The sequence below is a fragment of the Microcoleus sp. B7-D4 genome (assembly GCF_036705125.1).
Classification (GTDB): domain Bacteria; phylum Cyanobacteriota; class Cyanobacteriia; order Cyanobacteriales; family Microcoleaceae; genus Microcoleus.
This window is the reverse complement of sequence record NZ_JAUBTT010000185.1, coordinates 1-7,174: the sequence shown is the minus strand read 5'-3', so window position 1 is coordinate 7,174 and position 7,174 is coordinate 1. Positions and strand designations below refer to the sequence as shown.

At 48.0% G+C, this 7,174-nt stretch carries 6 protein-coding genes; all 6 read left to right on the top strand.

The window, feature by feature from the left end; genetic code table 11:
• The coding region (locus QUB12_RS36080; protein ID WP_333310915.1) for a hypothetical protein at positions 1-578 on the top strand (578 nt) is incomplete at its 5' end.
• Positions 579-1,127: 549 nt separating this feature from the next.
• Positions 1,128-4,517 (top strand): plasmid replication protein, CyRepA1 family, encoded by a 3,390-nt coding sequence (locus QUB12_RS36075; protein WP_333310914.1) that lies wholly within the window; start codon positions 1,128-1,130, stop codon positions 4,515-4,517.
• 210 nt (positions 4,518-4,727) lie between these two features.
• On the top strand, positions 4,728-5,585 hold the full coding sequence (locus tag QUB12_RS36070) for a hypothetical protein (protein WP_333310912.1): 858 nt from the start codon (positions 4,728-4,730) through the stop codon (positions 5,583-5,585).
• Positions 5,578-5,790, top strand: a complete 213-nt coding sequence (locus QUB12_RS36065; RefSeq protein WP_333310911.1) for a hypothetical protein — start codon at positions 5,578-5,580, stop codon at positions 5,788-5,790. The genes QUB12_RS36070 and QUB12_RS36065 overlap by 8 nt, the downstream gene beginning before the upstream one ends.
• A 230-nt stretch (positions 5,791-6,020) precedes the next feature.
• Entirely contained in the window at positions 6,021-6,356 is a 336-nt protein-coding gene (locus tag QUB12_RS36060) for a hypothetical protein (protein WP_333310910.1), read from the top strand.
• Positions 6,357-6,866: a hypothetical protein gene (locus QUB12_RS36055; protein WP_333310909.1), complete on the top strand. Its 510-nt coding sequence runs from the start codon at positions 6,357-6,359 to the stop codon at positions 6,864-6,866.
• The last annotated feature ends 308 nt before the right edge of the window (positions 6,867-7,174 follow it).

The following is a 7,174-nucleotide window of genomic DNA, read 5'->3' as shown; positions in this document are numbered from 1 at the left end:
TTGATTGGTTTGGGGGTGTTTCTATGCAGCTAAAACTGTTCGTGTTGAGCGCGTCCTCTATTGTTTTGTGGTTGACTCCACTAGCAGCCCTGGACAAAACGCTAGACACTCACAAAGCACTGCAAGGTGTCAGCCTGTGCGCTGCGATGGCTTGTGCTGTCACGGCTGGCAATATCGCCCGTCAACTGGCAGACGAGGGAGAAATTGAGGAATTGAAGTCCCGAGCTATCAAGGCAGATGTAGAGGATGAAATTAGCACCAGCGTCTACGTCAGCCAGCAACAGCGACAACAGGAAGCAGAAGCCATTCTGAATCCTGTTGAGCATCTGGAACGCGCTCTAGCACTGGCTTGTGAGGATGAGTCAGAGGATGACCGTTCACTTTCCGATCGTTCAAACCAACTAGCAAAAATTGACTTTGAACGGGTAAAAAGTGAACGGATCGAACGGGTATTGGAACTCAAAGCAAAAGGTTGGGGCAAAGCTAAAACGATACTCGAAGTTTGGGGTATCAACAAAGGAGGCTCCCAAAAATACAAATCTGCTGAGGCTGAGTATCGTCAGATTATTGGGGAATAACGCCACGTCGTTACAACCCTTATTCTGAAGCGGTCGTCGAGTGCTTTTACCTTTAAACCCGACGACCGAGTTTTGCCAGAGAAACGGTACGTTTTTTTTACATTTTCAGCCTGTGTCGTTCGCATAATCGCAGCGACACAGGATGAGAAGAAATAAAACAATAAAGAAATAAAGCTTTTTTAAAATATATATTTTTGTTATACTTTCGGTGTTGAATGATATGTCAATGCTACACGCCATGCTATAGCTATCGGAAATATCAGGGATTGAAACACAAAACTGATCAGTTTCTACAGTCGCGAAAAAGTTTGCGGCCGAGAGGGACTTTTGCGGTATTATTATTACTTAGTGGCAGTACGGCCAGTTAGCAAACAAAAAAAAACTGCCAGCACCACCAAAGGCAACCGACAGAACCCAGATTCTCGCAAAAGAATCTTCAAACATTTCGTAGTCTCACTGTATCTCAATATCGGTTCAAAATAAAGTAGGGTTCTTCAGGTTTTCGATGGTGGTGCTAGCGGTTCTTAGAAAATAAGAATCATTATCACTATGATATCAGAAAAGTTCGACATTCAGAATAATCTACAAGAAACTGAGCTACTGCCTGAGCACCTGCAAGAATTGCTTGCATCTAGCCCGCCAAGCGTAAGCCTCGACATAAAACTTCCCTTCTTCATGGGGAACTGGCACACAGAAAGAGGTGCAGAATTATTTGAGACTCTTAACCCGAAAGTCACAGCGTCACAAAGTGGCACGGGAGTTAGAGCCGGAAAGACCCGCGCAAAATTAGACGACTGCATGGAGTCTGTGGCGTTAGTTTGCCACGGCCGCGCCAAAGCTACTCACGGGCCTCTAATGAAAAGAGGCAAATATTTAAACTCAAACGGATACTATGACGACGCGGGCCGCTACATATCAATTGCTTGCCGGCCGACTTTTCTGTTGCCGACCTTGCCGATGTGGGAGAAAATCTCCGAGCGGTACGGCGTGGCAATTCCAGAGAATCCAGTTTTGTTTGGGCCGTGGGGACTTGCGATCGGATTTTGGGACTGGGTGCGAGACAATAATATCCCGACCAAAAATGCTGAGGGGACAAAGAAAGCGGGATGCTTGATGCTGCTAGGTTACGCAGCGATTTCCTTAAATGGCATCTGGATGGGCCGACGGGTAATTTACCGCGAGTCAGACGGCAAAGCGATCGGTGAGAGATTGCATGAGGACTTGCAAGAATTTGACACGCCAGGACGCGATATCACTTTTATCTTTGATTACCGCGAGGGGCAATATTTTCAATCTGTAGAGTACAAAGCAGCGCGCGCTACTGGGGAATTACTGCAAAATGCGATCGCCAAAATTGCACAGTTGCCGGGCCCACAAAAAGGAATTGACGACTTTTGTGCTGCTGGTGGGAACGTTGACGCGGTACTGTCGGCTGCTAAAAATATTGATGAGATTCAGAAACAATTTTTCTTGTGGCTAAGCAAGGAAACTAGGAAAAAAGCTTGGGCGCTAACTTACCCGATCGCGTGGGAGTGTAACCAGCGCTACCTCGACATCCCTTACCCAGACTCAGGACTTATCTGCATAAAATCTCCCAAAGGTACGGGGAAAACTCACGCGCTCAGAAAACTAGCGGCCAAAGCTCAAGCCGAAAACCGCAAGGTTCTAGTTCTGACTCACAGAATTGTTCTCGGCCGCGCAATCTGCCAAGTTGTGGGCATCCCCTGGATTGAAGAAATGAATAGCGACGGCGATCGCAAAATTGAGGGGAAATCTCTCGGACATGGACTTTGCATTGACAGCTTGCACCCGACATCTCAGGCCACTTTCGATCCGCTCGCTTGGAAAGGTGCACTGATTATTTTTGATGAAGTCGAGCAAGTTTTCTGGCACGCGCTCAACTCGGCAACTTGCCGGGAACATCGGCAAGCAATTCTTGCAAGTCTCAAGCTTTTGCTGCAAACCGTGCTGAATTCTGGCGGCCAAGTCGTTTTACAGGATGCCGACTTAAGCGATTACAGTATCGATTTTGTTCGCGAACTTTCTGGAATTGATGTCAAGCCCTGGGCCGCAGTAAATCACTGGCAACCGTCTGAGCCGTGGGAAATATTATTTTATGCTACCCGCCACGTCAAGGGCGGGACGCAAGATAATCCATCAGGACTTCTTAAAAATTCAGTCGATCAGGTAACTTGTGGGGGCAAAATCTGGGTCAGCACCGATTCTCAAAAAGCTAAGAGCAAATACGGCAGTAAGAATTTAGAAAAATATTACCGATCACGCTGCCCTGGTAAGAAAATCCTCAGAATAGATGCTGAGACTGTCGCGAACCCTGAGCATCCTGCTTACCAATGCGCTGAGAAAATCAACGAACTAGCGGCGCTCTACGATATCGTGATTTGTTCGCCGTCGCTGGCAACTGGGGTATCCGTTGATTTGCGGGGACACTTTACCGCCGTGTTTGGCATCTATCAGGGTGCAACCTCTGATAATGAAGTGCGGCAATCTCTGGCACGGGTACGTGAGCCTGTGCCAAGGTTTGTCTGGTGCCGCCAGATTGCAGTGGGGAAAATTGGTAACGGGGAATCAAATTACAAGGCAGTAGCCACATCTAAAGAGAAAGATTGCCGCTATAACTTAGCACTGCTTAAGGACTTCGACTTTGACCTCGACAAAGCTTACAACCCAGTAGTTTTGAGATTTTGGGGAAAGTACGCGGCCCGAATAAATTCATCAATCTGGGATTTTCGAGAAGCCGTGCGAGATGGTTTAGTGGCTGAAGGGCACGTCCTCACTAATTGCGGTGATGATGACCGTGGCACTGCCGGGGAAATTAAGGCGCTGAGAGTTATCAGCCAGGTTGAGGAAGCTGTCGCCGTGGCAGAGGCAGAGGACATTGACCGCGAGGAATTCGAGAAGCTAGAACAGCAGCGCAGCAAAACCGACACGGAACGGCATCAAGAGGAAAAATTCAGACTGAAGGAAATTTACAAAGTAGAGGTTACCCCAGAGCTCAGACAGCTCCATCAAGATAAATGGTTTGGAAAAATTCATCTTGAATATTTGCTTACCCACAACCCAGATTTTGTCTTGATGCGTGATCGCAAAAGTATTGACTCCCAGATAAAGAGCGGCGACGGGCAACTCTGCCTGCAAGATATCCGGCAAACCACGGGCAAGCTGAAAATTCACGAACTCCTGAATACTTTGCAGTTCACAGACCAGGCAAAGGAATGGAGCAACAAATCGCCAGAGGTTCTTGAGTTCGCGGCCAAGGCGTTGAAGCTTGCAGCAGATGTCAAACTTTTGACAGGCATCACAGTCTCTCAAGAAAAGGCGGCAAAGAATCCGATCGGAGTCGTGGGGAGCCTTCTCGGTCAACTAGGACGCAAGCTCGAAGGCGAACAGCGCCGCATCGGTGAAGAGCGGGTGAGATTCTACAAGTTTGGCGGCGCCGCTTCTGCAAATTGCTTTGATAGTGCTGGCAACAAAATCTCGGAGCCTGAAGGGTTGCGATCGGAGATTTTTGAGAACTGGCGGCAACGAGATGAGCTAGCTTTGTTTGAGTTCCAGCAGAACGGCATCGCAGCGGTTGAGGCTGTTGTCACAGTAGATGTCACAGTAGGCATCAAATCGGCTCACAGTAAGGATTGTTACGAAAAAGCCCCCCCTGACCCGCAATTTGTCACACCTCGGACTATAGATATAGAAAAAACACCTACTGTGACAACAGCCTCAACCATTAGAACCAAAACAGAACAGACAGAACCCCAACCAGAACCCCTAGGAAGAATGGGACGGGTGCGACGCTTTGGGCAATGGGTGCGCGCTTCCTTCTTGGCGGCGACGGACGGCGCTCAATATCGGATGCTGATAGAGAAGGTGGGGGGAGCGTGGGACGAGACGCTTGCATGGCCTGAGCACATCCAGTGGGAATGAGAAGCTCTAGAATCCCTCAATCCCTCAATTCCGAGATTCCGAGATTCTAGCTACATCGCGCAAATTGCAGCCACGGGAATGGTGTGCACTTTTTGTTTTGCTGTGTGCCAATGTCAATAGGGAGCCGTTTCTATAAATGGCTAGCAAAACCCTTGACAACCGCTTATGGAAATGGTTAGATAGAGATGTCAACCATTTATGGAAACGGCAATGAACAAAGCACGGAACATATCGGGTAAGTTTGCCCCCAAGTCCGAGACACCCCGCAAAATACGATCGGTGAACTTGACTGATGATGCTTGGCAATGGCTAGCGGATACGGCGGCAAAAGTAGGGGTATCCCGAAACGACTATTTAGAAGCGCTAGCAGATGGTGCTACTCCGCTTATGGAAATGGTTAAGCCTCAAGTCTCACCGATTATAGAAACGGTAGAGACAGATGATAAGGAAACACTAGAACAACGGCATGGCGACATCTCTCCGTTTATAGAAACGGTTAGTCACGCTCTAACCACACCAGAGGAAGCTTTAGCACAAGCTGCTATTTATGGATTCACCCCAGAGGAAGCACTAGCCGATGCCCATTTTCAGATAGCTATGATTGAGGCTAATCGTGATGAGCTTGAGGATAGGCACGATGCGATAAAGCGAGAATATGCCACGCTGCGAGAATCTTTTAAAGAATTGGAGGCTGATAGAAATAGGCTCGACTGGGAAATCGGGATACACAAATCGGAGAAGCAAAAATTGCGGGATGAGCTAGAAGCCTCTCAATCCGAGTACACCAAGCTCTTAGAATCTAGCAGCGCTATTATCCACAAATCGAAAGAGGATTTAAAAATCTTGCAAACCAGACTCACGCAAGAGCGCGTCGATCGGGAAGAAGTAGAAACAGAACTCTCCGACCTAAAACAAAAATCAGCCACTGCCGGAGGATTCCCCGACTTGACCGAGAAATCCGGCGAACTCCTAAGCCTCTTCAAATCTCTGCTACCCGCTAAAGCCAAGCTACCTAATGGCCTAGTATCGAAAATCAGGAAAATATTAGAGGGAACTCAGGATGAATAAAATTGAGCTTGACCGATGCGGCAATTGGTACAAATTTAAGGTATGGCCCGATGGACGCGGCGAAGGCAAGCAAAGATTTATTGATGATGAATCTAGAATACTCAACCGCTGCGACCTTGACCTAAAAGCGTGGCATCTAGCTTGGTGGCAACCACGGCACGAACGAATTGCTCGCAGGATGGCGGCCATAATGAAAGTGTCCTGAGACGCATCTCTAAAAGTGTCCGAAATTTCGGACACTTTGGAAAATTAGGAATTCGGCCCTGGTTAGTTCTGGGGCTTCCCTGAATTTCCAGCGCCAGGGCTTGACAAGGGAACCGAAACGAACGATCGTAAATAGTAAGGAAGATGTTGCGCGGTAGTCAGCACTTGGAACTGCTGAACTAACCACGACTTCCCCGACGATGACATCACCAGCGACGGAGCAAAATAATCATGACACAAAAACCGCCCCAAAACGGGCGATCGAATTACTTTATGGGCAATAATGCCCTGAAACTCGACGCGCTCAAACGGACGGCGGACGAGATGGGATTGACTCCCTACGCTTCACTCTATGGGGATAAGCGCTGCAAGTCTACATGGGTAAAGCTTTTAGCTCATACCGACTTGCACCCGCTAAACCCGCGCTACACAGAGAAAACTCAACCAATCAATATTAAGTTTGCGATCGCACTTTTTTTGGGTGCGATGATTTTGCTTTTTCTACTCAAACCTTTGCACAGTAAGGTTTTCCCAATTCAAGTAAACATCCAATTTGGAGCAAAATAAATGTCTCTACAGCTTAAATTATTCGGCGGTAATTCCGACGCGGGTAAACTCTCAGCAACTAACGACGGCCACCACGCGATCGATAAATCTAAGGTATTAGCGGCAACCGACGCGGGTGCAATCTCTCCCACTAGCCCCGGTAACTTTGGATCGATCCGATCGATTCCTGTCATAGCAGCACCGCGCTATTTTTCCAAAGATGAAGCGGACGCGGTAAAGGACTTGGCTAAGGAAAAAGTCGAGGGCGCTCGGAATTCTAAGCGAGCTTATAAAGCCCTGGGGAAGATTGAAGCAGCGGACGCATCCGTACACAAAGAGCACAGAAAATATGAGGGAGTAGTCGCGGACAACGAATTACGGAAATTGCGATCGAACGCTGGCCTTGCTAAAAAGTTGCACGGTCTAACGCCTGGTTACGCGCGACTTGGCTTAGGGATTGACAAGGCTGAGAATGATTCTCGTTCTCGGATTGATGCGATTAAGGCAAAACTCACTGGAGGGAATAGCTAAATGAAAGCGATGTATTTGGCGAACTATTTTGTCGCCGGGTGCATCGCTTTCTCCCTTTTAGGGTGGATAGCGAGCCTGCATCCGACTGCAAGGAAAACCGTTTTATTTCTATTAGCAGCAATGGCGATAGCGTGGGGTCTAAGTTGGCTACTTGATTACTCCCTGAGTAAGCTGCTTAAGGTTTCAGTGACTGACTTACAGGCTGTTTTAATCGGTGGATTAGCGATGCTGTTGATTGGTTTGGGGGTGTTTCTATGCAGCTAAAACTGTTCGTGTTGAGCGCGTCCTCTATTGTTTTGTGGTTGACT